The sequence below is a fragment of the Aromatoleum buckelii genome (assembly GCF_012910785.2).
Lineage (GTDB): Bacteria > Pseudomonadota > Gammaproteobacteria > Burkholderiales > Rhodocyclaceae > Aromatoleum > Aromatoleum buckelii.
Window position 1 is genome coordinate 148,709 of sequence record NZ_WTVH02000008.1, and the last position, 23,774, is coordinate 172,482.

The 23,774-nt window shown below is 66.5% G+C and carries 21 protein-coding genes; 15 read left to right on the forward strand and 6 right to left on the reverse strand.

What is annotated here, in order from left to right; translation table 11 throughout:
• Positions 1–166 precede the first annotated feature (166 nt).
• On the forward strand, positions 167–1,429 hold the full coding sequence (locus GO608_RS02645) for an MFS transporter (protein ID WP_169199969.1): 1,263 nt from the start codon (positions 167–169) through the stop codon (positions 1,427–1,429).
• A 68-nt stretch (positions 1,430–1,497) separates the two neighbouring features.
• Here GO608_RS02645 and GO608_RS02650 read toward each other — a convergent pair whose 3' ends face one another.
• Entirely contained in the window at positions 1,498–1,965 is a 468-nt protein-coding gene (locus GO608_RS02650; protein ID WP_169199970.1) for a pyridoxamine 5'-phosphate oxidase family protein, read from the reverse strand.
• Positions 1,962–3,698 carry a sigma-54-dependent Fis family transcriptional regulator gene (locus GO608_RS02655; RefSeq protein WP_169199971.1) on the reverse strand — a complete coding sequence of 579 codons (1,737 nt, stop codon included), beginning with the start codon at positions 3,696–3,698 and terminating at the stop codon, positions 1,962–1,964. The genes GO608_RS02650 and GO608_RS02655 overlap by 4 nt, the downstream gene beginning before the upstream one ends.
• Before the next feature lie 453 nt (positions 3,699–4,151).
• On the opposite strand from GO608_RS02655, the gene GO608_RS02660 reads away from it, so the two are divergent.
• From GO608_RS02660 to GO608_RS02720, 13 genes are all read left to right on the forward strand, one after another.
• Positions 4,152–5,990, forward strand: a complete 1,839-nt coding sequence (locus tag GO608_RS02660; protein ID WP_169199972.1) for a PEP-utilizing enzyme — start codon at positions 4,152–4,154, stop codon at positions 5,988–5,990.
• A gap of 13 nt (positions 5,991–6,003) precedes the next feature.
• A complete protein-coding gene (locus GO608_RS02665) occupies positions 6,004–7,128 on the forward strand; it encodes a PEP/pyruvate-binding domain-containing protein (RefSeq protein ID WP_169199973.1) in 1,125 nt (374 codons plus the stop codon).
• A 13-nt stretch (positions 7,129–7,141) separates the two neighbouring features.
• Positions 7,142–7,810: a CBS domain-containing protein gene (locus tag GO608_RS02670; RefSeq protein ID WP_169199974.1), complete on the forward strand. Its 669-nt coding sequence runs from the start codon at positions 7,142–7,144 to the stop codon at positions 7,808–7,810.
• Between the two features lie 56 nt (positions 7,811–7,866).
• Entirely contained in the window at positions 7,867–9,288 is a 1,422-nt protein-coding gene (gene ppcB, locus GO608_RS02675; protein WP_169199975.1) for a phenylphosphate carboxylase subunit beta, read from the forward strand.
• A 49-nt stretch (positions 9,289–9,337) separates the two neighbouring features.
• On the forward strand, positions 9,338–9,847 hold the full coding sequence (gene ppcD, locus GO608_RS02680) for a phenylphosphate carboxylase subunit delta (RefSeq protein WP_169199976.1): 510 nt from the start codon (positions 9,338–9,340) through the stop codon (positions 9,845–9,847).
• A gap of 36 nt (positions 9,848–9,883) precedes the next feature.
• Positions 9,884–11,374, forward strand: coding sequence for a phenylphosphate carboxylase subunit alpha (ppcA, locus tag GO608_RS02685; RefSeq protein WP_247002788.1), 1,491 nt, complete (start codon positions 9,884–9,886; stop codon positions 11,372–11,374).
• Between the two features lie 12 nt (positions 11,375–11,386).
• The gene (gene ppcG, locus GO608_RS02690) at positions 11,387–11,644 is read left to right on the forward strand and encodes a phenylphosphate carboxylase subunit gamma (RefSeq protein ID WP_169199977.1); all 258 of its coding nucleotides are present in this window, start codon (positions 11,387–11,389) and stop codon (positions 11,642–11,644) included.
• A gap of 86 nt (positions 11,645–11,730) precedes the next feature.
• Positions 11,731–13,077: a UbiD family decarboxylase gene (locus tag GO608_RS02695; protein WP_169199978.1), complete on the forward strand. Its 1,347-nt coding sequence runs from the start codon at positions 11,731–11,733 to the stop codon at positions 13,075–13,077.
• A gap of 12 nt (positions 13,078–13,089) precedes the next feature.
• Positions 13,090–13,674: a UbiX family flavin prenyltransferase gene (locus GO608_RS02700; protein WP_169199979.1), complete on the forward strand. Its 585-nt coding sequence runs from the start codon at positions 13,090–13,092 to the stop codon at positions 13,672–13,674.
• A gap of 4 nt (positions 13,675–13,678) precedes the next feature.
• Entirely contained in the window at positions 13,679–14,248 is a 570-nt protein-coding gene (locus GO608_RS02705) for a CTP-dependent riboflavin kinase (RefSeq protein WP_247002790.1), read from the forward strand.
• The gene (locus tag GO608_RS02710; RefSeq protein ID WP_169199980.1) at positions 14,245–14,793 is read left to right on the forward strand and encodes an NUDIX hydrolase; all 549 of its coding nucleotides are present in this window, start codon (positions 14,245–14,247) and stop codon (positions 14,791–14,793) included. Before GO608_RS02705 ends, GO608_RS02710 begins: the two co-directional genes overlap by 4 nt.
• A 146-nt stretch (positions 14,794–14,939) precedes the next feature.
• Positions 14,940–16,241, forward strand: a complete 1,302-nt coding sequence (locus tag GO608_RS02715; protein WP_169199981.1) for a phenylacetate--CoA ligase family protein — start codon at positions 14,940–14,942, stop codon at positions 16,239–16,241.
• Positions 16,242–16,395: 154 nt separating this feature from the next.
• Positions 16,396–17,325 carry a SphA family protein gene (locus GO608_RS02720; protein ID WP_211159551.1) on the forward strand — a complete coding sequence of 310 codons (930 nt, stop codon included), beginning with the start codon at positions 16,396–16,398 and terminating at the stop codon, positions 17,323–17,325.
• Between the two features lie 68 nt (positions 17,326–17,393).
• Here GO608_RS02720 and GO608_RS02725 read toward each other — a convergent pair whose 3' ends face one another.
• Positions 17,394–19,598, reverse strand: a complete 2,205-nt coding sequence (locus GO608_RS02725) for a DUF6351 family protein (RefSeq protein WP_169199982.1) — start codon at positions 19,596–19,598, stop codon at positions 17,394–17,396.
• Positions 19,599–20,278: 680 nt separating this feature from the next.
• On the opposite strand from GO608_RS02725, the gene ribA reads away from it, so the two are divergent.
• Positions 20,279–20,932, forward strand: a complete 654-nt coding sequence (ribA, locus tag GO608_RS02730; protein ID WP_169199983.1) for a GTP cyclohydrolase II — start codon at positions 20,279–20,281, stop codon at positions 20,930–20,932.
• A gap of 46 nt (positions 20,933–20,978) precedes the next feature.
• Here ribA and GO608_RS02735 read toward each other — a convergent pair whose 3' ends face one another.
• From GO608_RS02735 to GO608_RS02745, 3 genes are all read right to left on the reverse strand, one after another.
• Positions 20,979–22,052: an NAD(P)-dependent alcohol dehydrogenase gene (locus tag GO608_RS02735; RefSeq protein ID WP_169199984.1), complete on the reverse strand. Its 1,074-nt coding sequence runs from the start codon at positions 22,050–22,052 to the stop codon at positions 20,979–20,981.
• Between the two features lie 146 nt (positions 22,053–22,198).
• Positions 22,199–22,687, reverse strand: coding sequence for a sodium:proline symporter (locus tag GO608_RS02740; RefSeq protein ID WP_169199985.1), 489 nt, complete (start codon positions 22,685–22,687; stop codon positions 22,199–22,201).
• 54 nt (positions 22,688–22,741) lie between these two features.
• Complete coding sequence (locus GO608_RS02745) at positions 22,742–23,749, reverse strand: DUF1615 domain-containing protein (RefSeq protein WP_247002793.1); 1,008 nt, start codon at positions 23,747–23,749, stop codon at positions 22,742–22,744.
• Positions 23,750–23,774 lie beyond the last annotated feature (25 nt).

Sequence of the window (23,774 nt, forward strand, 5' to 3'; positions counted from 1 at the left end):
ATATTGACGACGATCAAGAAAAGCGAAAGTCGACGTGTGGACGGGTTGGGGCGGCTGCGATGTCACGTATGCTGTCGATCGGCACAAACTCTTGCCGCCCGGATAAAAACACAACGCGTCGCACGGCGACAGCCCAGGCGCCGAGCACGAGAACGAGGAGACGGGGATGCAGCGCAACGCAGCCGCGGCGGACACCGCGGCGATCCTGTTGGCATTGATCGCGGGCTGCATCGCCGCCGCACAGGTCGGCAAGGTACCGCCCGCAATCGAGGCGATCCGCGCGGAACTGTCGATGAGCCTGGTCCAGATCGCGTGGGTCGCGAGCGCGATCAGCGCAGCGACCGCAGCACTCGGCATCGCGGTCGCGCTCACGATGGCGCGCCGCGGCGCACATACCGGCCTGCTGAACGGTTTGATCCTGCTCACGCTCGGCTCGGTCGGCGGTGCGGAGGCGAGTTCCGGCAACCTGTTGCTCGTCTCGCGCATCCTCGAAGGAACGGGCTTCGTCCTCGTCGTCGTGTCCGCGCCGTCGCTGATCGCCTCGACGCTCGCGCACACGCCTCAACGGCGCCGGCTGTGGCTGACCCTGTGGAGCTGCTACATGCCGGTCGGCATCGCGCTGACGATGGGTCTCGCGCCGCTGATCCTCGAAGCCGGCGGCTGGCGCAGCCTGTGGTGGTGGAACGCGGGACTCCTCGCGGTCTGCTCGGCAGTGGCGTTCTCGTACCGCAACCGCCTGCGGGACGCGACCCGCGCGGCCGCCGGACCGACGGCCCCGCCGCCGTCGTGGCGCGCGCTGCGGCAACCGGGCTCGTGGCTGATGGGGATCTCTTTCGGCGCCTTCGCGGCGATCTGGTTCGTGATCGCGACCTGGCTGCCGTCGTTCGCGGTCGAGTACATGGGCTACACCGCGCGGGGCGCGACCTGGCTGACCGCGCTCGCGGTCGTCGGCAACATCGCGGGCAACCTCGGCGCGGGCTTCCTCGCCGCGGCCGGCCTGCCGCGCTGGGCGGTGATCGCGGGCGTGCAGGTGATGCTCGGCGCGCTCGGCTGGCTGGTGTTCTCGGCCGACGCCGACCCGCTGCTGCGTTCGCTCGCCGCGATCGTCGCGTGCGCCGGGGCGGGCGCGCTGCCCGCGACGGTGATGGCCGGCGTGCCGATCCACGCCCGCAACCCGCAGCAGATCCTCGTCGCGAACGGCATCCTGTTCCAGTGCGCGAACCTCGGCTCGCTTGCCGGCCCGCCGGCGGTGGCGGCGGCCGTCACCGCGCTCGGCGGCTGGAACGGCGGGCGCTGGCTGATTCCCGCGATCGCGATGCTCGGGGTGCTGGCCGCCGTCGCGCTGCGCGGCGTCGAGAGGCGGATCGCCGACGCCGACAGTGTCACCGGCGCTGGATTCGCAGGCGCAGACGCCGGCGCATCGCAGTAGCGCCTCGCAGGCGCGTGGTCGCGCCGAGGGCAGCCGGACGCGCCCGGATCGCCGATCGCGGCAGCGCCTCACCCTTGGCAGTCGATCTCGTCGCGGTGGCCGAAGCCGACGGAGTTGTCGATGAAATACAGCCGCTCGGGCACGAAGCGGTACCAGCGCACTTTCGCCAGCGCCTTGACGATCGCGGCCGGGGCCAGCGCGAGCTTGCCGACGACCGGGTACCTGTCGCCATACAGACGGCGCGCGCGCTTTTCCTCGTCGCCCGACACTTCGCAGGCCAGCCCTTCGGCCTGGACGCCCTTGATCTGCGGCCAGTCCGCGTAGTCTTCCTGCACCGTGATCGCGACCCGTGCGGGCGCGGCGATCGCGGCGGCGTGCCGGCTTGCCGGCGCCGACAGGAAATACAGCGTGAAGCCGTCGCTGACGTAGAACACCGCCGCGGCCCACGGGCCGTCGCTGCCGTGCGTCGCGAGCGTCATCACGTGGTGCGTCTGCAGGTACGCGAGCGCCGCCTCCCGCGCCGCCGCTGCGGTCAAGATTCCACGCTCCCCGGCTCGCGCAGAGGCTGCGGCGTCGCCCGCGCGTGGCCGCTTTCGTGCAGCCGCTTGAGCCGGTACGCGAGCTGCGGCCGGCTCAGGCCGAGCATGCGCGCCGCCGATGACAGGTTGCCGCGCGCCTTGTCCGTCGCGGCCTCCATCAGCATCGCCTCGACCTGGTCGAGCGTCATCGTGCCGTCGCACACCGCGTCACAGATCGACTTGCCGGCGTCGCCCTCCCCGGCGTCGAGCTTGCCGTCCGGGTCGAGCCCGAACTCGCGAGCCTCGTTGCCCCAAGACAGGAACAGGTGCTCGACTTCGATGCGCGTGCCGTGCGGCGCGAGGATCACGCCGCGTTCGACGGTGTTCTGCAGCTCGCGGATGTTGCCGGGCCACGCGTAAGTGGTCAGCGCACGCTTGGCCTTGTCGGTGAAACCGAGCAGCTTCTTGCCGTTGATCGCGGCGTGCTTTTCGAGGAAATGCTTGGCGAGGACGGAGATGTCCTCGCGGCGTTCGCGCAGCGGCGGGATATTGATCTGGTAGGCGTTGAGGCGATAGTAAAGGTCGGCGCGGAAACGCCCTTCCTTGACGAGCTGCGGCAACCCGACATTGGTGGCGGCGACGAGGCGCACGTTGATCTTGCGGGTCCGGTCGTCGCCGAGGCGCTCGACTTCACCTTCCTGCAGCACGCGCAGCAGTTTGCTCTGCGCGGTCAACGGCAGGTCGCCGATCTCGTCGAGGAACAGCGTGCCGCCGTCGGCGCGCTCGAAACGCCCCGGGCGCGACACCAAGGCGCCGGTGTAGGCGCCTTTCTCGACGCCGAAAAGCTCGGATTCGACCAGATCGTGCGGGATCGCTGCGCAGTTGATCGCGACGAGCGGACGGTCGCGGCGCGTGCTCATCTCGTGCAGCGCGCGCGCGAACAGCTCCTTGCCGACTCCGGTCTCGCCGAGCAGCAGCACCGAGATGGGGCTCGCCGCCGCCTGACTCAGCAGCTCGAGCGCGGCGCGAAAACCCGGCGAAGTGCCGATCATGTCGCCGGGAATCTGATTCTTCTCGCCGATCGTCGAGCGCAGCTGCACGACTTGCGTCTGCAGGTCGATCAATTGATCGGCGATCGATTCCGGCGTGAAGAAGCGCATGTGCTCGTCGGCATCCTCCCACTCCTCGACCGGCTTGCCGACGATGCGGCAGCCCTCGTCGCCCATGCCGACGCATTCGACTTCCTTGTACAGGATCGAACGTCCCATGAACGCGGAAGTGTAGCCGCAGGCGTAGCCGATCTGCGTCCAGCACACCGGCTCGTCGTGGATGCCGAAGTGCCGCCGGTGCGACTGGCCTTCCCACGAGTTGATCCAGCGGAACTCGCCGTAGAAGCTGCCGGACGCGCGGTCGAACTCGACGCGGATCGGCACGACGCCGACGTTGCCTTCGAGCGCGTGCAGCCGTGGTCCGGTCATGAAAATTTCCATGTCCGTCATGTCCTGCGCGCGGGTACGCACGAGCTCGGCGTCGCGCATCCCCGAAGCGTAGCCCATGCGCAGCAGCAGCCCGCGCGCACGGGCGATGCCCAGCGTGTCGATCAGTTCCTTGCGCAGGGACGCCTGCGCTTCCGCATGCACGAGCAGCATGCGGTGTTCGTGAAGCCATATCTGTCCGGTGTCGGAACAGAAATGCACGCGTGACCTCAGGTCAGCGCCGTCTGCGCGGCTCGCGTCTTGGAGCTTGGTCATGCCTCGCCCTCCTCCTGGATCGCTTGTTCTACGCGTCGCCGCGGCCTCTCGTGTTGACCTGGATCAAGGAATTAAGGCACCGGCTACCCTGACGAATCGGCGCCGCCCCTGAACCATGGTTCACCAAATCCTGAACGACGGTTCACCAAATGATCAAGCCGCGCGCCCGAGGACGGTGAAATCTCATCAATTGGTAAAGCCGCGGTCGCAGCCCCCTACGCGGTGGCGGCCGGAGTTCGGCGCCCTTCCGGACCATTTGCGTCACCGCCTGAAAACGCCTCCATCGCGCGCCGCACGGGCGCTCCGGCTCCGCCCAGGCGTCTGCGGAAGGCCCGTCCGGCCGCCCGCCCGCCGCGACAATGGCACACCCCTTGCGAAGGGACTCCGGCAGACGTCGTCCAACAAATCCGGTTGCCGCGATCGCCACCGGAACTACAAAGGAGGGGGCATCAGATGAAGTTTCCTGTTCCGCACGACATCAAGGCCAAGACGATTCCGGGGACCGAAGGCTGGGAGCGGATGTATCCGTACCAGTACCAGTTCGTCACCGACGACCCGCAGCGCAACCAGTACGAGAAGGACACGTTCTGGTTTTACGACGGGCTGCATTACCCGGAGCCGCTGTACCCGTTCGACACGATCTGGGACGAGGCCTGGTACCTCGCGCTGTCGCAGTTCAACAATCGCATCTTCCAGGTGCCGCCGGTGCGCGGCGTCGATCACCGCATCATCAACGGCTACGTCTATATCTCGCCGGTGCCGGTCAAAGACCCCGCCGAGATCGGCGCGCGGGTGCCGAATTTCATGGAGCGCGCGGGCTTCTACTACAAGAACTGGGACGAGCTGGAAGCGAAGTGGAAAGTGAAGATGGAAGCGACGATCGCCGAACTCGAGGCGCTCGAGATCCCGCGCCTGCCCGACATCGAGGATCTGTCGGTCGTCACCGACGGCGTTGGCGAGTCGAAAGGCTACCACCTGCTGAAAAACTACGATGACCTGATCAACCTCGGCATCAAGTGCTGGCAGTACCACTTCGAGTTCCTGAACCTCGGTTACGCGGCCTACGTGTTCTTCATGGACTTCACGCAGAAGCTGTTCCCGAGCATCCCGATGCAGCGCGTCACGCAGATGATCTCCGGCATCGACGTGATCATGTACCGGCCGGACGACGAGCTGAAGGAACTGGCGAAGAAGGCGGTCGCGCTCGAAGTCGATGGCATCGTCGCCGGCCACCGCGAATGGGACGACGTCCGCGCGGCGCTCGACGGCCATCGCCATGGCGCGGAATGGCTCGCGGCGTTCGAGAAAGCGCGCTACCCGTGGTTCAACATCTCGTCGGGTACCGGCTGGTTCCACACCGACCGCAGCTGGAACGACAACCTCAACATCCCGCTCGACGGCATCCAGACCTACATCGGCAAGCTGCGCGCCGGCGTCGCGATCGATCGGCCAATGGAAGCAGTGCGCGCCGAACGCGAGCGGATCACCGCGGAATACCGTGCCCTCATCGAAAACGACGAAGACCGCAAGCAGTTCGACGAGTTGCTCGGCTGCGCGAAAACGGTGTTCCCGTACGTCGAGAACCATCTCTTCTACGTCGAACACTGGTTCCACTCGGTGTTCTGGAACAAGATGCGCGAAGTCGCCGCGATCATGAAGGAACACGGCATGATCGCCGACATTGAGGACATCTGGTACCTGCGCCGCGATGAGATCAAGCAGGCGCTGTGGGATGTCGTTACGGCGTGGGCGACCGGCGTCACGCCGCGCGGCACCGCGACTTGGCCGCCTGAAATCGAATGGCGCAAAGGCGTGATGCAGAAGTTCCGCGACTGGAACCCGCCGCCGGCGATCGGCGTCGCGCCAGAAGTCATCCAGGAGCCTTTCACGATCGTGCTGTGGGGCGTGACGAACAACTCGCTGTCCGACTGGGCCGCGGTGCAGGACATCGGCGACCCCGACAGCATCACCGAGCTGAAAGGCTTTGCCGCGAGCCCCGGCACGGTCGAAGGCCCCGCCCGCGTGTGCCGCAGTGCCGAGGACATCCGCGACCTGCAGGAAGGCGAGATTCTCGTCGCGCCGACGACGTCGCCATCGTGGGCGCCGGCCTTCGCCAAGATCAAGGCCTGCGTCACCGACGTTGGTGGCGTCATGAGCCACGCCGCGATCGTGTGCCGCGAATACGGTATGCCGGCGGTTGTCGGCACGGGCGTGTCGACGCGCGTGATCCGCACCGGCATGACGTTGCGCGTGGATGGCTCATCCGGCGTGATCTCGATCATCACGGCCTGAAGAGGTGACTCCGATGGGAAGCATTATTTCTGAAGCGGCCCTGCCCTGGGCCGCCCTCGACAGCGTCGCGCCGAAAGTGTGCTCTTTCGAGGACTGCGGCAAAGACTCGGTGCAGCTGGTCGGCGGCAAGTGCGCGTCGCTCGGCGAGCTGATCAACGCGGGCGTGCGGGTGCCGCCGGGCTTCGCGCTGACCACCCGGGGCTATGCCCAGTTCATGCGCGAGGCCGGCATCCAGGCCGAAGTCGCGGCGCTCCTCGACGGCCTCGATCACGAGGACATGGACAAGCTCGAGGAGGCCTCGCACGCGATCCGCGAGATGATCGAGTCGCGTCCGCTGCCGATCGAGCTCGAGGACCTGATCGCCGAGTCTTACCGCAAGCTGTCGGTGCGCTGCTACCTGCCGGCGGTGCCGGTCGCGGTGCGCTCCTCTGCGACCGCCGAGGATCTGCCGGGCGCGAGCTTCGCCGGCCAGCAGGACACCTACCTGTGGATCCGCGGCGTCGATGACGTGATCCATCACGTGCGGCGGTGCATCTCCAGCCTCTACACCGGGCGGGCGATCGCCTACCGCATGAAGATGGGATTCCCGCACGAACAGGTCGCGATCAGCGTCGGGATCCAGAAGATGGCGAACGCCTACACCGCGGGCGTGATGTTCACCGTGCATCCGGCGACCGGCGACCGTTCGGTGATCGTCATCGACGCGAACTTCGGCTTCGGCGAATCGGTGGTTTCGGGCGAGGTCACGCCGGACAACTTCGTCGTCAACAAGATCACGCTCGACATCATCGAGCGGACGATCTCGACGAAGGAGATCTGCCACACCGTCGATCTGAAAACCCAGAAGTCGATCGCGCTTCCAGTGCCAGTCGAGCGCCAGAACATCCAGTCGATCACCGATGACGAAATCGGCGAACTCGCATGGATGGCCAAGAAAATCGAAAAGCACTACGGCCGTCCGATGGACATCGAGTGGGCGATCGACAAGAACCTGCCGGCGGGCGGGAACATTTTCATCCTGCAGGCGCGCCCCGAGACGATCTGGAGCAATCGGCAGAAAACCACCGGTGCGGCAAGCAGCACGTCGGCGATGGATTACATCGTGTCGAGTCTGCTCGCCGGAAAACGACTCAGCTAGGAGGGCGACCAAAGTGATCGTACGTAACTGGATGCAGCCGAATCCGACGGTGCTGACCGGCGACACCCTGCTGTCCGAGGCGAAGCGGATCCTGTCGGAAGCCAATGTCCACGCGCTGCCGGTCGTCGATGACGGTCGCCTGCGCGGGCTCATCACGCGGGTCAATTGCCTGCGGGCCGCGCACGCCGCGCTGCGCACCCAGGACACCGACGAGCTCAGCTATTTCTCGAATCACGTCAAGGTCAAGGACATCATGGTCCGCAACCCGGCGACGATCGACGCCGACGACACGATGGAACACTGCCTGCAGGTCGGGCAGGAGCACGGCGTCGGCCAGTTGCCGGTGATGGATGACGGCAATGTCGTGGGCATGATCTCGGCGATCGAGATGTATTCGCTGGCTGCGCATTTCCTCGGTGCCTGGGAAAAGCGCAGCGGGGTGACGCTCGCGCCGATCGAGCTCAAGCCGGGAACGATGGGCCGCATCGTCGACATCGTCGAATCGGCGAACGCCGAACTGCTCGCAATCTATCCGATCAGCATCGGCCACCTGAACGCGTCCTCCGCGTCGCACGCCAAGAAAGTGATCGTCCGCTTCCACGCCGCCGACAACGACACGGTGATCCGCGCGCTCGCAAACGCAGGATTCGAAGTCATCGAATCCGTCCAGGCAATGCATTGAACCCTTATTGAACCCCTCCCGCTGACCTGCACCGTCACCTATCAAGGAGTTTTCGAATGGACCTGAGATATTTCATCAACCAGTGCGCCGAAGCTCATGAACTGAAGCGCGTCACGACCGAAGTCGACTGGAATCTGGAGATCTCCCACGTCTCCAAGCTGACCGAGGAGAAGAAAGGTCCGGCGCTGCTGTTCGAGAGCATCAAGGGCTACGACACCCCCGTCTTCACCGGCGCGTTCGCGACGACGAAGCGCCTCGCGATCATGCTCGGCCTGCCGCACGACCTGACGCTGTGCCAGTCGGCGCAGCAGTGGATGAAGAAGACGATCACGTCCGAAGGCCTGATCAAGGCGAAGGAAGTGAAGGACGGTCCGGTGCTCGAAAACGTGCTCAGCGGCGACAAAGTCGACCTGAACATGTTCCCGGTGCCGAAGTTCTTCCCGCTCGACGGCGGACGCTACATCGGCACGATGGTGTCGGTGGTGCTGAAGGACCCGGAGACCGGCGAGGTCAACCTCGGCACCTACCGCATGCAGATGCTCGACGACAAGCGCTGCGGCGTGCAGATCCTGCCCGGCAAGCGCGGCGAGCGGATCATGAAGAAGTACGCGAAGATGGGCAAGAAGATGCCTGCGGCGGCGATCATCGGCTGCGACCCGCTGATCTTCATGGCGGGCACCTTGATGCACAAGGGCGCGTCCGACTACGACATCACTGGCACGGTGCGCGGCCAGCAGGCCGAGTTCCTGATGGCGCCGCTGACCGGCCTCCCGGTGCCCGCCGGTGCCGAGATCGTGCTCGAAGGGGAGATCGACCCGAACGCTTTCCTGCCCGAAGGGCCGTTCGCCGAATACACCGGCTACTACACCGACGAGTTGCACAAGCCGATCCCGAAGCCGGTGCTCGAAGTCAAACAGATCCTGCACCGCAACAACCCGATCCTGTGGGCGACCGGCCAAGGCCGGCCGGTGACCGACGTGCATATGCTGCTCGCCTTCACGCGCACCGCGACCTTGTGGACGGAGCTCGAGCAGATGCGCGTGCCGGGCATCAGCTCGGTGTGCGTGCTGCCGGAGTCCGCCGGCCGCTTCTGGGCCGTCGTGTCGGTCAAGCAGTCCTACCCCGGCCACTCGCGCCAGGTCGCCGACGCAGTGATCGGCAGCAACACCGGCAGCTACGGCATCAAGGGCGTCATCACCGTCGATGAGGACATCCAGGCCGACGACCTGCAGCGCGTGTTCTGGGCGCTGTCGTGCCGTTACGACCCGATGCGCGGCACCGAACTCATCAAGCGCGGCCGCTCGACGCCGCTCGACCCGGCGCTCGACCCGGACGGCGACAAGCTCACGACGTCGCGCATCCTGATGGACGCCTGCATTCCATACGAATGGAAACAGAAGCCGGTCGAGGCGCGCATGGACGAAGAGATGCTCGCGAAGATCCGCGCCCGCTGGCACGAGTACGGCATCGACATCTGAAGCACGGACTGGCTACGCGAAGAGCAACCACTCAAGCAGGGACGGAGACATGGAACAGGCAAAGAACATCAAGCTGGTGATCCTCGACGTCGACGGCGTGATGACCGACGGGCGCATCGTCATCAACGACGAAGGCATCGAATCGCGCAACTTCGACATCAAGGACGGCATGGGCGTCGTCGTGCTGCAGCTGTGCGGCATCGACGTCGCGATCATCACGTCGAAGAAGTCCGGCGCGGTGCGCCATCGCGCCGAGGAGCTGAAGATCAAGCGGTTTTACGAGGGCATCAAGAAGAAGACCGAGCCGTACGGACAGATGCTCGAGGAGATGAACATCACCGACGCCGAAGTCTGCTACGTCGGCGACGACCTCGTCGATCTGTCGATGATGAAGCGCGTCGGGCTCGCGGTCGCGGTCGGCGACGCGGTCGCCGACGTCAAGGAAGCTGCGACTTACGTGACGACCGCGCGCGGCGGCCACGGCGCGGTGCGCGAAGTCGCGGAACTGATTTTGAAGGCACAGGGCAAGTGGGACGCCGTCCTGTCGAAGATTCACTGAGCGGTCCGCAGCAAAACCAACGATCTGGAGACGAACGTGGGGAAAATTTCTGAAGCAGAAACCAAGCTGGAAAAGATTTCGGCACCGCGAACCAACCGCGAATTCATCGACGCATGCGTCAAGTCGGGCGACGCGGTACGCATCAAGCAGGAAGTGGACTGGGACAACGAGGCCGGCGCAATCGTGCGGCGCTGCTGCGAGCTCGGCGAAGCCGCCCCGTTCATGGAGAACATCAAGGACTATCCGGGCTTCAGCTACTTCGGCGCGCCGCTGTCGACGTACCGCCGCATGGCGATCTCGCTCGGCATGGACCCGGCTTCTACGTTGCCGCAGATCGGCGCCGAGTATCTCAAGCGCACTAACAGCGAGCCGATCGAACCGGTCGTGATCGACAAGCGCGACGCGCCGTGCAAGGAAAACATCCTGCTCGGTGACGACGTCGACCTGACGAAGCTGCCGGTACCGCTCGTGCATGACGGTGACGGCGGCCGCTACGTCGGCACGTGGCACGCGGTGATCACGAAACACCCGGTGCGCGGCGACGTGAACTGGGGCATGTACCGGCAGATGATGTGGGACGGCCGCACGATGTCGGGCGCGGTGTTCCCGTTCTCGGATCTGGGCAAGGCGCTGACCGAGTACTACTTGCCGCGCGGCGAAGGCTGCCCGTTCGCGACCGCGATCGGCCTGTCGCCGCTGGCCGCGATGGCCGCGTGCGCGCCCTCCCCGATCCCCGAGCCGGAACTGACCGGCATGCTCGCCGGCGAGGCGGTTCGGCTCGTGAAGTGCGAGACCAACGACCTCGAAGTGCCGGCCGATGCGGAAATCATCATCGAAGGGATGATCCTGCCCGACTACAAGGTCGAGGAAGGTCCGTTCGGCGAATACACCGGCTACCGCACCAGCCCGCGCGACTTCCGCGTGACGTTCCGCGTCGATGCGATCACCTATCGCAACAACGCGACGATGACGATCTCGAACATGGGCGTGCCGCAGGACGAAGGGCAGCTGCTGCGCTCGTTCTCGCTCGGCCTCGAGCTCGAGAAGCTCTTGAAGAGCCAAGGCATTCCGGTCACCGGCGTGTATATGCATCCGCGCTCGACGCACCACATGATGATCGTCGGCGTGAAGCCGACGTACGCCGGCATCGCGATGCAGATCGCGCAGCTCGCGTTCGGCTCCAAGCTCGGCCCGTGGTTCCACATGGTGATGGTCGTCGATGACCAGACCGACATCTTCAACTGGGACGAGGTCTATCACGCGTTCTGCACGCGCTGCAATCCCGAGCGCGGCATCCACGTGTTCAAGAACACGACCGGCACGGCGCTGTACCCGCACGCGACGCCGCACGACCGCAAATACTCGATCGGCTCGCAGGTGCTGTTCGACTGCCTGTGGCCGGTCGATTGGGACAAGACGAACGACGTGCCGACGCTCGTCAGCTTCAAGAGCGTCTATCCGAAGGACATTCAGGAGAAGGTCGTCGACAATTGGGCCAATTACGGCTTCCGCGGCGCTAAGAAATAAGGAGGAGGTGTCATGGCTAATAAATGGGAAGTGTTCGTGATGGATCTCGGGGAGCTGGCCGAGGGCAAGCAGCTGGAACTGACGGTCCGTACGCTCAACGACGGGCTTCAGAAGTACACCTACCAGCGCGCGAAGGTGGAGGTGTCGAGCAAGCTCGACCAGTTCCCCGACAGCCTGCAGGTGCGGCTCGGCCGCGGGCAGCTCAGCCCGCAGCGCTACTCGATCCGCGTCATCGAGACGGTGAACCGGCTGCCCGAGCGCTACCGCTAGCGCACCCGCCGGGCGTGCCGCCCGGCGTTTCACCGCCCCCGCGCCTTCGGGCGCGGACGACTACCGCTTCACGACCAGGGGAAACGATGGCCTATTCCGATCTGCGCGCGTTTCTCGCCGATCTCGGCGACGACCTGCGGCACGTCCGCGACGAATTCGATCCGCGCTTCGAAATCGCGGCAGTGTTGCGCAGCCTGCCCGCGGGCGCGCCGGCGGTGCTGTTCGACAACATCCGCGGCTATCCCGGCGCGCGCGTCGCCGGCAACCTGATTGCCAGCCGCCCGCGCCTCGCCCGCGCGCTGGGCACGACCGAAGAGCGGCTCGCGCAAACCTGGCTGCAGCGCAAGGAAACTGGCGTGACGCCGGTCGTCGCAACGGGCGCGGCGCCGGTCAAGGAAGTTGTGCACCGCGCTCCCGACGACTTGCTGTCACTGCTGCCGATCCTGACCCACCACGAGAAAGACGCGGCGCCGTTCATCACCACCGGCGTCGTGCTGTGCACCGACCCCGAGACCGGCCGGCGCGGCATGGGCATCCACCGCATGATGGTCAAGGGCGGCAGGCGGCTCGGCATCCTGCTCGCGAATCCGCCGCTGCCGCAGTTCCTCGCGCGCGCCGAAGCCGCCGGCCGGCCGCTCGACGTCGCGATCGCGCTCGGCCTCGAACCGGCGACGCTGCTCGCATCGGTCGTCAAGGTCGGTCCGCTGGTGCCGGACAAGATGGCGATCGCCGGCGCGTTGCGCGGCGAACCGGTCGAACTGGTGCGCGCCGAGACGGTCGACGTCGAAGTGCCCGCGCGGGCCGAGATCGTCATCGAAGGGCGGATGCTGCCGGGCGTGCGCGAGCTCGAAGGGCCGTTCGGCGAGAACACCGGGCATTATTTCTCGAACGTCAGCCCGGTCATCGAAGTGAGCGCCGTCACGCACCGCGACAACTTCATCTACCCCGGCCTGTGCCCGTGGTCCGCCGAAGTCGACGCGCTCTTGTCGCTCGCCGCCGGTGCCGAGCTGCTCGGCCAGCTGCAGGCGCTGATCGGCGGCGTCGTCGACCTGGAACTGGCTGCCGGCACGAGCGGTTTTTCGGCCGTCATCGCGGTTCACGACTGCACGCCGGCCGACGTGAGAAGGCTCGTGATGCTCGCGCTGAACCTCGACCGCCGCCTTAAGATGGTCACCGTCGTCGATGACGACGTCGATATCCGCGACCCGCGCGAAGTGGCGTGGGCGCTGGCGACGCGCTACCAGCCTGCGCGCGACACCGTCGTGATCCACGGCTGCGAAGCTTATGTCATCGATCCGTCGGCGTCCGGCAACGCCGCTTCGAAAGTCGGCTTCATCGCGACGCGCGCGAGCGGCGCGGAGTCCGACCGCATCACCCTGCCCGCCGCCGCCGCGGAAAAAGCCCGCGCAGTCGTCGCCGCACTGCTTTCCTGAGGGAGATCTGAAATGAGAATAGTCGTCGGAATTTCCGGTGCCAGCGGCGCGATCTACGGCATTCGCCTGCTCGAGGTGTTGAAGAAGATCGGCGTCGAAACCGACCTTGTGATGTCGGATTCGGCCAAGCGCACGATCGTCTACGAAACCGATTATTCGATCAACGACGTCAAGCTCCTCGCCTCCTGCGTCCATGACATCAACGACGTCGGCGCGTCGATCGCGAGCGGCTCGTTCCGCCACGCCGGCATGGTCATCGCGCCGTGCTCGATCAAGACGCTGTCGGCGGTCGCGAACTCGTTCAACACGAACCTGCTGATCCGCGCCGCCGACGTGACGCTGAAAGAGCGCCGCAAGCTCGTGCTGATGATCCGCGAGACCCCGCTGCACCTCGGGCACCTGCGGCTAATGACGCAGGTCACCGAGACCGGCGCGGTGCTGGTGCCGCCGCTGCCGGCGTTCTACCACCGCCCGCAGACGATCGACGACATCATCAATCAGTCGGTGACGAAAGTGCTCGATCAGTTCGACCTCGACGTCGACCTGTTCGGCCGCTGGACCGGCAACGAAGAACGCGACTTGGCGAAGGCGCGCTGACATCATGCTGCTCGCCTCGGTCACGCGCTCCGGCCGCTTTGTCCGGATGTCGTCCGCCCCCCACGGCAGCTTCGATCCCGTCACCGACGGGAAGATCGCCCTCGCCGGCACGATCACCCCCGGGGACGGCGTCGGTCGCCGCTTCACATCGCTCGACTGGGTTGTCGAGGAGTTCCGCACGAAGCTCGGCTTCGTGCCGCATCCCGGCACGCTGAACCTGCACATGTCCGGCTCGCGCTGGCGCGGTGCGCGCCAGCGACTCGCAGCCGCACCGGGCATCGCGATCGCGTCGCCGGCGGGCTTCTGCGGCGCACGATGCTTTCGCATCCGGCTTGCCGGGCGGATTGACGCGGCGCTGGTGCTGCCGGACGTCGCCGACTACCCGTCGCACAAGTTCGAGATCGTTGCCCCGGTGCCGGTGCGCGCGACGCTCGGCTTGGGCGACGGCGACCGCGTCGCGCTGCGGCTCGATCTCACCTGCAGCACAGTCCCGCTGCGTGTCGGCACGAGCCGCGACGCGCGCACCGCTTCGCGCGCGCAGATCGCGCGGCTCGTCGGAGGAGAACCGTCATGACAATGAAATTCTGTCCGGAATGCCGGACGCCGCTCGCGCTCGCCAAGGTACATGGACGGGAACGGGAAAGCTGTCCGGCCTGCGGCTACGTCGCGTTCCACAAGCCGGCGCCGGTCGTGCTCGCGATCATCGATCACGCCGACCATCTCGTGATGATCCGCCGCGGGCTCGCTCCGCTGGCCGGCTACTGGGCGCCGCCCGGCGGCTACGTCGAGCTCGGCGAGTCGCTGGAGGACGCGGTCATCCGCGAGGCGCGCGAAGAAACCGGCCTTGACGTCGTCGTCGACGGTTTCATCGGCGCGTACTCGCAGACCGGCGCACGCGCGCTGATCCTCGCGTATCGCGCCCATTCTACCGGTGGGCACCCGGTCGCTGCCGACGACGCGGCCGAGCTGCGCCTCGTCGCGCCTGGCCAGCTGCCGCTGCAGCGCTCCCCGGAAGGCGCGCCGCTCCTCGACCGCTGGTTCTTCGACGTCATCGAGGATGTCACCGCGCCATGGAAATGGGGCCGGCGCCCCGCTGCGCGCTCGGTCGCTGGGAGATGACGATGGCGGCACCCCCGACCGGGCCGCCCGGCTGACCCGACGCGCCGCCGCGGCGCCTCCCCGACTCTCGTTGATACCTGTCCTGCATGCCGCGCGAGCGGTTTGCACGGCGCCGCATTGCCTCTCCCAACCGAAGGAAGACGCTCATGGCCTTTTTCGATGAAGCAACCGAAACCCTGACGCGCGATAAGATCGAAGCGCTGCAGCTGCAAAAACTGCGCGCGATGCTCGCCGAGCTATGGCAGCGCAACCGGTTCTACACGGCGAAATGGACCGCGGCGGGGGTGGATCCGCGCGACGTCGGCACGCTCGCCGACCTCGCGCGGCTGCCGTTCACGACCAAGTCCGAGCTGATGGAGGCGCAGCAGGCAGCGAACGGGTCGTTCGGCACGAACCTGACGTACCCGCCCGAAGCTTATGTGCGGATGCACCAGACGTCGGGCACGACCGGCCTGCCGCTGAAGGTGCTCGACACCGCGCAATCCTGGGACTGGTTCGGACGCTGCTGGGCGCACGTCTTCGCCGGCGCGGGCGTCGGTCCGGCCGACCGCGTGTTCCTGGCGTTCTCGTTCGGCCCGTTCATCGGCTTCTGGTCTGCTGTCGAAGGGGCGCACAAAGTCGGCGCAACGCTGATCCCGGGCGGCGGGCGCGACTCGCTGCAGCGGCTCGAGCTGATGCGCGACACTGGCGCGACGGTGCTTTGCTGCACGCCGACCTACGCGCTACGCCTCGCCGAGGTCGGGCGCGAATCGGGCTTCGACCTCGGGTCGATCCCGCTGCGCGCGACCATTCATGCCGGCGAACCCGGTGCGAACATCCCGGCGACGAAGCAGCGCATCGAGTCGGCGTGGTCGGCGAAGTGCTTCGACCACGCCGGCGCTTCCGAGATCGGCGCGCATTCGTTCGAATGCGAGCATCAGCCGGGCGGCACGCACCTTGTCGAGAGCGAGTTCATTGCCGAAGTCATCGATCCGGCGACCGGCGAGCCGGTTGCGCCGGGCCAGCGCGGCGAACTCGTGCTGACGAACCTGGGCCGCTGGGGTTTCCCCATACTGCGCTACCGCACCGGCGACCTGGTCGAGGTCAACCACGCGCCTTGCACGTGTGGCCGCGGCTTCCTGCGTTTCGAAGGCGGCATCCTCGGCCGCGCCGACGACATGGTCACGGTGCGCGGCGTCAACGTCTATCCGTCCGGCGTCGAGAACATCATCCGCAAGTTCATCGAGGTCGACGAATTCCGCATCCACGTGCGCCGCGAGCACTCGCTCGACGAAATGGACGTCGAGATCGAGCTGTGCGAAGGTGCCGACGCATGCATCGTGCATTCGATCGCCGAAAAGCTCGATTCGCTCCTCGCCTTCCGGCCGCGCGTACACCACGTCGGCCGCAATGCATTGCCGCGCTTCGACATGAAAGCGCGGCGCTTCCATGTCAGCCGCGAGGGGTGACGCGGCGCTGGCACTCGTGACTCCCGCAACCCCGCCTAGGCGCGTAGCTGCGGGTGGCTGAAGGTGTTACCGCTCCGGCCGGGACGAGCCGGCAGGCCCGTTCCAGCCGGAGCATTGCAGTGAGCAGAGCAATAAAACATCAAGGAGGAGACACATGAGGATGAACAAAATCGGCCTTGCGATCGCCCTGTCGGCACTCGTTGCGACAAGCGCGAGCGCGAAGGAAGGCGGCGATCAGTATCCCCACGGCAGCGAGAACTGGCTCGCTGGCGCACTGCCGCCGCCGGGCGATTATTTTCTGAACTACTTCGGCTATTACGACGGCGACCTGCGTGACGGCGACGGCGACAAAGTACCCGGCGCCTCCGTCACCGCGTGGTTCGACGCGCTGCGCTGGGTCAAGGTCACGAACCAGCAGATCTTCGGCGGCAATTGGGCGATGCACGCGATCCTGCCGGTCGTGCACCAGGAACTGGAACTCGGCGCCGGCGGCAAGACGGTCAGCGGGCTCGGCGACATCGTGTTTTCACCGTTCGTCGTCGCGTGGCATTCCGGCAACTGGCACTGGGTCGCCGCGCTCGACTTCTACGCGCCGACCGGCAAGTACAAGTCGGGTGAACCGCGGAAGAGCATCGGCGCGCACTACTGGAGCGTCGAACCGGTTTTCGCGGCGACTTGGCTGTCGGAGAACGGCTGGGAGGTGTCGGCCAAGTTCATGTACAACATCAAGGCGAAGAACAAGGACTTTCGCCCCGCGCCGGGCGCGCCGAAGATGGACTACGAGTCCGGCGACGAACTTCACATCGACTACCTCGTCGGCAAGCGCTTCGGCCCCTGGGGAGCGGGCCTGTCGGGCTACTACGTGAAGCAGACGACCGACGACGAGCTCGACGGCCGCAAGATCCCGGCAGCGATCGGCCCGTGGTCCGCGGGCCGCCGCGGCGAAGTGTTCGCGATCGGCCCGAGCGTCAGCTACACGACGAAAGGCGGCACGCTGCTGGTCGCGCAGTGGCAACACGAAACCGAAGCCGAGAACCGTTTCCGCGGCGACAAGGCGTGGTTCAAGCTCGTGACGCCGTTCTGAGCAAGGCTGCGGCGCGCCCGGCAATCCCGGGCGCGCCGCAGTTTCTTGTGCGGGCAGGCGGCAGGCTTTCAGCCGGTGCCGTCCGCCCCCGGCAAATCGGCCGGGCGGCCTTGATCGGCCTGACGGTAGTCGCAGACGCCCTGCGGAAAGATCTGCTCCAGTCGCGCCCGGTAGGGACGCATGTCGACCGGTTCGTAGAGACCGCCATCGAGCGCTTCGCCGACGGTCTGCAGCGCGCACTTGAAATGATCGCCGCGTATCGTGTCGCCCGCGACGATGCGCGGATTATCGTAGATCGGATAGGCGCGCATGCACGGGCCGGCGGGACGCCCGTTCCATTCGCCGTCCCATACCCGATCGCCACTGAACATCGTCCTCCCCCGCGCATCGATGCAACGATCGCTCGCGGCCGCCGGACGCAGCGCGGACCAGGACTGCTCGGGACGCGCGCGTCTGGCCGCGAGCCATCGCTCGATCGCGGCGAAGGCCTCAGGAGTCGGATCGTGCTTCCTGTCGCTGACCCAGATTGCCTGGTTTCCCGCATCTCCCTGTGCCGCAAGGAGCCGCGCGCGCACCGAAAAGGACGCCGAAGCATGGTGCATGTCCAGCACCGGTTCCAGATAGTGGCGCACGTCGATGACCGGAATGTCGAGGCGCCCGAGAAAGACCTGGCCCGATCGGTACGCCGCCGCCATTGCCAGGCGGTCGCCCTCGAAGCGCGGCGACGGCGCGTCGCGGGTCTTGCCGCGATTCATGTTGTGCGCGCTCCACGGCGAGAAATCATCCAGATCGCTGTCGGCCCCGCGCAGGAGCCAGAAACGCTCGCGCTCCATCTCGGCGACGGGCTTCCAGCTGCCGACACGGGCATTGAGGCGCAGGAACTGCTCGGCATCGATCTGCCCGCGCTGCAGCGCCCGCAAGCCGTATTGGACCCCCACGTTGTCCCACGGGATGCGCGCATAGCCCTGCGCATCGGTCCCGTAAAAGTCCTTCAGATCCTCGAAATAGCTCCACTGCACGCGCCTGAACACACGCCTCGCGAGCCGGTCCTCAATCGACGCAAAGCGCGGGTTCAGCACCAGCGGCGTCAGCCCGCGCCAGCCGACCACGCATTCGGTCTGCCCCTCCGGGTCCGCCACCCGACGCTCGCCGGCCAGCAGCGCAAGCCGGGTCGTCGTCGCGATGGCTCTTGCCTTGCCCTCGCCTTGGTAATCGTTGCGGGCGTTGAGACCTTCGACCCATTGCCGGTGTTCGGCGTGGTGCCACAGCCGATTGCGGCGGTCGGTCCGGTCGAAGTAATACTCCAGCAGTTCGCAATCGAACGCCCAGATGGTCTGGGTGACCATGTCGGGATACGAATACTGCGCGATCGCCGCATCGATCAGGCCGGGACGGTTCTGCGCCAGCAGATACTGCTGGATCGCACCACCGGACCCGCCGACGCCGATCGTGTACTCCGGTTCGCCGTACAGCGCGACGAACTGGCGCTTTACGCGCACCGCCGTATCTTCGGCCAGCCAGATGTTGTAATGGGTGGAGGTCGTCGTGCCGGTCGACGCGACGACCGCATAGCCCTGCGCCAACTGCTCGCTGCGCCCCTCGAGGACCCTCGAAGGCTTCACCCTGCCTTGCCGGTGCCCGATGCCGACGCCGCCGGAAAACTGGTAGATCAGGCGGCCATTCCAGTGCCCGGCAGTCGGGGCAGCGAGAGTTTCATGAGGCCCCTTCAGCGCCGCGATGACATAGATGAACCGGTTGATCGTGCCCATTTCGACGCGCACGATGAACGGCACCGGGGTACCGTTGATGCTGACGCTGTCGACGTCCCGCACCGCCTCCGACCACCGCTCGAATTTTTCCTTGTCCCGAGGCTTGTAGTAATACCAGGCCCGGGTGCGCGCCAGACAGTCCTGGCTGTAGCCGATCGGCGCCGGGTTCGCAAACACCGTCGCGGCCTTCGACACGACCGGCGTGCCGACTCGGGCCTGATTGTCCACCAGCGGTTGGCCCAGACCGGAAGCTTCGGTATCGCAAACAAACGGATACTGCCTGGGTCCGGCAAACAGGGCTTCGCTCGGCCCCACCTCGCCGAGCCTTATCGGAAACCGGAACGTTTCGGCAGGGCGTTGCAGCCGCGACGGGTGCGGTCCGTCGTAAGGGGCGATGGGCGCCTTCGCATCGAAGCCCGCCGGCAGGCCGACCACGATCGGACTTTGCGCTTTCGGCGGCGCGGAGGATCCGGCAGGCAGCGTGGCCATCAGCAGCAAGCTCAACCAGACCCACCTTTTCGCCGGCATATTCCCCCCTATGCGAGTGAATCGATCAGGATCGCCCTTTCTTTACGTGTTCGCGGGTCACTTGCGCGGTATCGTCGTCCGTCTCCGGATCCGGGTCCTTGCTCGGGTCCGGCACCGGGTCGGGCTCCGGTGCCGGGTCGGGTTGCGGACCCGGCACCGGGGGTGTAGGCGTATGCATCATCCCTCCGTCAGCAACTCGGCAATCGCTCGCCGTCAAGTGCGGCGTCGGCTTCGACCTGCCGCCGGCGCGCCTTCCAATATTAGGACACGCCGGTCGCAGCCGCTTTTCCATGTGCAAAGCCGGGCGGCGCGAGCCATCGCTTCCTCGTCACGGTCGGAGTCGGCGTGTCGGACTCCGTTCCCCGCTGCCCCGGGCGCCGCCCGCTTCCGGCACTCGTCGACGCGATCGACACACCGACGGGGGCTGGCGGCACCTGGCGCGCGTCACCGCCTTCGCGCTGCTGATCGCCCCCGGCACGAGGTCGATGGAGCGCAGCCTGCAATGAAACCACGCATTTTGCAGTTGACCGATCTGCGCGCACAGGTCACCTTCTCGTCGAAGGCGGTACGATGGGCCTCACGCGGACGTTGAGAACACCTCTGCGCGGGCCCTCCCGATGACCCCGGCCGCCACCCGTAATGGAAGAGAGATCACGATGCACACCGCGGATACCCGAAATGCCGGGCCGGTCGCGAGCGCCGATGAAACCGACCAGCGGAACACCCGCCTCGTCGCTTCATGCCGGTTGCCGACCCCCTGGGCAACTTTCCGGATGCACGGCTTCGAAGAGCCGGCGACCGGGCGAGAGCATGTCGCACTGACGCTCGGCGCGGTCGCCGACGGCCAGTCGGTGCTGACGCGCGTCCACTCAGAATGCCTCACCGGCGACGCGCTGTTCAGCCGGCGCTGCGACTGCGGCCCGCAACTCGAAGCGGCGCTCGCGGCGATCGCTGCCGAAGGGCGCGGCGTGCTGCTTTACCTGCGGCAGGAAGGCCGCGGCATCGGGCTTCTGAACAAGGTCCGCGCCTACGCGCTGCAGGACGAAGGCGCGGACACCGTCGAAGCCAATCACCTCCTCGGCTTCGACGCCGACACGCGCGATTATGCCGTCGCTGCCTCGATGCTGCGCGAACTCGGCATCGCCTCGCTGCGGCTGATGACGAACAATCCGCGCAAGGTCGCCGCGCTCGAGCAGTACGGCATCACGGTCGCCGAGCGCGTCCCGCACGTCATCGAGCCGAACCCGCACAACGCGAACTACCTGCGCACCAAGGCCCAGCGGCTCGGCCACCTGCTCGCCGGACACTGACACTGACCCTGAAGCGGCAACGGCGTCGCCGCCGCTGCCACTCGCCTCACGGCTTGATCGCGATCTTCAGCACCCCGTCGCGCTGGTTCGCGAACAGGTCATAGGCGGCGACGATGTCGTCGAGCGCGTAGGTGTGCGTGACGAGGGCGCCGAAATCGGCGCGACCGGACGCGACGACGTTCATCAGCCGGCGCATCCGCTCCTTGCCGCCGGGGCACAGCGACGTGACGATCCGGTTGTCGCCGAGGCCGGCGTGGAACGCACCGAGCGGGATCGTCAGGTCGCTCGAATACACGCCCAGACTCGACAGCGTGCCGCCCGGCTTCAGCACGCGCAGCGCCGATTCGAACGTCGATTGCAGCCCGAGCGCCTCGATCGCGGCATCCACGCCGCGCCCGCCGGTGATCCTGAGGATTTCGCTGACGACATCGACTTCGCGGAAATTCAGCGTCACGTCGGCGCCCATGTTGCGCGAGATCCGCAGACGTTCGTCGACGCCATCGACGGCAATGATCAGGCTCGCACCGCGCAGCTTCGCACCGGCGGTCGCGCACAGCCCGATCGGCCCCTGTGCGAACACCGCGACGATGTCGCCGATGCGGATGTTCGCGGCTTCGGCGCCGGCAAAACCGGTGGACATGATGTCCGGGCACATCAGCACCTGCTCGTCGGTGAGGCCGTCCGGAACCGGGGCGAGGTTCGCCATCGCGTCCGGCACCAGCACGTAGTCGGCCTGAGCGCCGTCGATCGTGTTGCCGAAACGCCAGCCGCCCATCGGCTTGTAGCCGTGGCCGACATGGCCGCCATCCTGCGACGGCACGCCGTCCTGGCAGCCGTAGGACGTGAAACTCGGGCAGATCGCGCCCGCGATCACGCGCTGCCCTTCGACGTAGCCCTGCACGTTGCTGCCGAGCCGTTCGATGACGCCGACCGGCTCGTGGCCGATCGTCAGGCCGGTCGCAACCGGATATTCGCCTTTCAGGATATGAATGTCGGTGCCGCAGATCGTTGTCGTCGTGATGCGGATCAGGGCGTCGTTCGGACCGACCGGTGGAACCGGTTTATCGACGAGTTCGATGCGACCGGGCGCTTTGAAGACGGCTGCTTTCATCGTGGTCATGGCAATGCTCCGGGGAGGGGTGGAACAATGACATCAGTCTATTCCCCGATTCGGGGCGGCGCAAACGCGATGCGCCAGGGAACGGGACAGTGCTCGAAGATGCGCCCCCCGGATGGATGCCGCCCATCGCCGGCGCCGCTGGCGCGCTATCGCGCTGACAGGTGTCGGCAGACACCGGCTGCCGTGACGCCGAACACGACGTGGGCCGCGGCGGTGATCCAGTCTCTCGCGGCATCGAACCACGGAAACACGATCGTGAAGCCGTACATGTTCACCACGAACAGCGCGAGGCCGAATACTCCGCCGGCGAGCAACCCCCGGCGGGCGTCGAGCGCGGCGACCAGCGGCGCGAGCACGATGCCGTAGACGATCGACAGGGCGAAATGCGCGACTGTCGCGACGAGCATCACGCCGACGTCGAAGGTCGCCGGCGGCGGCAGCACGCCGGGCCCCATGACGATGGCCGCGGCGAGCCGGGCATCGCGAAAGAGGATTCCGGGCAGCGCGTCGGAGAAGATCCACCACAACGCGAGCTGCGCAGCGGTCGCGACGATTCCGGCAACGATTCCGGCGATGGCGCCGGCCACGACGAGCCGCTTCGCGTGACCGGCCCGCTGCCAGGAATCTGTTCGCATTGCTGGATCTCCTCCTGCCCGGCGCGACGAGCCCCTTTCGGAACCCCGTCGACGTCAGGCGACCGGTGCGCGCTTCATGCAGGCGCGATAGCGCATGTGCACCCGCTCGGCAAACCACGCGGTCGTCAGCTTGCGTTGGATCTTCGGGCTCTTGAGCTCGATGCGCGGCATCGCTTCGCGCGGCACGCGGGCTCCGGCCGCCTGGTCGGCCATCGCGAAGACGCGCAGGTAAAGCTGGGTCCGCGCGAACGAGTCGCGCTTTTCCTGCCGCAACGCCGCAAGGATCTCCGCCGAATCGAGCTTCAGCCGCCCGGACAGCGTGGTCACGGCTTTCTGCGTCGCGCTGGCTTCGCCGCTCGGTTCTCCGTTTTCGTAGCGCAGCAGATCCCCGTCGAGGACCAGCTTGACGCCGGCCAGCCGCGCCACCGCCTGCTGGAATGCCGCATTGCGGCTGCTGTAATGCCCGGCGTTGAAATCGGCGAAGCGAAACAGCGGGTCGTGATACGGCGCCGGGTAATCGAGCAGGTGCGCGATGCCGAAATAGAGCCCGCCCGGACGAGTGAATACCGTGTTGCGCAGCCCCTTGCCGACCCCGCCGCCGTATTCCCCTGCAGTCCGTGCATGCGCTTCGGCGAACGCGATGCTGACCTGCATCGGCCCGCCGGTGTGCACGGGGTTGTAGCCGCTCAACAGCAACCCGCCGCCGGGCAGCTCGGCGATCATGTCGTCATAGAGCAGGCTCATCTCCCGCTCGGTGCGGAGCGTATCGAGCCGGCGCTTGTACGTCTGGCCGTTCGGCGACGGTTTCGCCAGCGCAGCATCCAGCGCGAGCTTCGGGATATGGAAGCGCCGGCGACGCGCCTCGATTTCCCGCCACGCGATGCGCGACAGGCCCGGCACCACCGGATCGGCGACAAAGCCCGACTCCTGTTCGATGACCGCAATCGCGGCGCAGAAGTTTTCGGCGGTCGGCGCGAGACGCAACGCGACAAAAGCTGCGAAGATGTCCCCGGCCCAGCCGTTCCTGTCCCGCGTCACGCTCGGCGGCAGCAGCTCCAGCACTCGTGCGACGCCTTGCTGGCGGCCC